At 34.3% G+C, this 1,430-nt stretch carries 2 protein-coding genes; both read right to left on the reverse strand.

Annotated features, from left to right (window positions below; genetic code table 11):
- Nucleotides 1–33 precede the first annotated feature (33 nt).
- Nucleotides 34–1,017, reverse strand: a complete 984-nt coding sequence (locus B0A65_RS23045; protein ID WP_074664196.1) for an ISAon1 family transposase — start codon at nucleotides 1,015–1,017, stop codon at nucleotides 34–36.
- Entirely contained in the window at nucleotides 998–1,363 is a 366-nt protein-coding gene (locus B0A65_RS23050) for an ISAon1 family transposase N-terminal region protein (RefSeq protein WP_074664198.1), read from the reverse strand. Before B0A65_RS23050 ends, B0A65_RS23045 begins: the two co-directional genes overlap by 20 nt.
- Nucleotides 1,364–1,430: the final 67 nt, after the last annotated feature.

A 1,430-nucleotide genomic window follows, 5' to 3' on the forward strand; every position in this document is an offset into this window, starting at 1 on the left:
GGATCAAGACGTAAATCTGAGGAGCAGCAAAAATTAAGCATAAATATTAGTTAGCCTAAAAAGGAAGTATTCTATATTTCTAACACCTCTGAATTTTGATCTGAATGCTTTTATTTTAGCATTGAATGATTCTGCAGATGCATTGGTGCTTCTGTTGTCAAAATAGTTCAATATGGTTTGATAATGATTCATAATTGTACGAGAGATTGTACCGAAAGACTTAAACCCAGATTGATCTACTTTTTCATGCCATTTGGCTAATTTTGCAAAACCAATGATTTTATCTTTTGTAGTCTCAAAGATGCCACGGAGCTCTTGAGTTAGATTATATCCCTTTTGAATGTCAGGATATAATCCAAATAGCAACCTAGCACGTTCTGTTTGAATTTGAGTCCATTTCGATTTGGCTTTATACAAGAAATATCGGCTTCTGGCTAGTAATTGCTTGAGGGTATCCCCATTTGAAAGTACTGTAGATTCGAAATTTACTTTTGATTTTTTGGCTTTTTCAATAGCATCATTTTCCTGATCGATGGCTTCCCAACGATATTTAATCCTGATTTGCTGAAGGGCTTCTGTAGCTAGCTTTTGAACGTGGAATCGGTCTGTAACGCGAGTAGCATTAGGAAAGCACTTTTTAGCTATCAATCCCATATTCCCAGCCATATCCAGGGTAATTTCCTTGACTAGATTTCGCTGTTTAAGAGGGATTTTTTCAATAACACTAATAACTGTTTCTGCTTTAGTCCCTGCAACCATAGCCACTATAGTTCCTTTTCTACCTTTACCGGACTTGTTGGTTAAAATAGTATAGAGCTCGCCATTTGAAAGAGAAGTTTCATCTATTGATAAACGCTTTCCAATATTTTGTGGAAAGAGAAGCCATTTTTTAGCGTGTGATATTTGATCCCAAACTTTGAAATCACTTAGAAAATCTTTGTATTGACATTGTAAATTCCTGCCAGAAACACCATAGAAAGAAGCAATGGTATTACAATCATTTGGACTGGAATCTATTGATCTCTTTTAAAAAAGACGCAAACTCCTGGGTTACACGAGTTCCGTCTGCTACTAAATTCCAATCTCTAAAAACGATCTTTCCAGTATCTTCATTTAGCCATCTCCTACGAGTGATATGAAGGTATACCTGATGTCCACGGATAGGAAAATCCTGAACCGTTATTTCTTCAAAAAAACCTTTTGAACTTAACTTATATTCTCTGTATTCTTTGGGAATTGAATTAATCTCTTTTAGATACAAATGAAGTATATCATCTCCCTTCTTATAAGAAGTAAGTTCAAAGTAATCAACTATTATCTCAGGCAACAATAACTTAAGGATATCGATAAAAGAATCTTGCATTTCTATTTATTTTTAAAATACAAATATCTAGATTATAATATTTCCCCACAACAATATGTGTTGATCC

The sequence above is a fragment of the Flavobacterium frigidimaris genome (assembly GCF_002217275.1).
GTDB lineage: Bacteria > Bacteroidota > Bacteroidia > Flavobacteriales > Flavobacteriaceae > Flavobacterium > Flavobacterium aquidurense.

Bases quoted from the DNA above. Each gene is read 5' to 3' on its own strand.
- B0A65_RS23050 (WP_074664198.1), bottom strand. From the start codon at position 1,363: ATGCAAGATTCTTTTATCGATATCCTTAAGTTATTGTTGCCTGAGATA.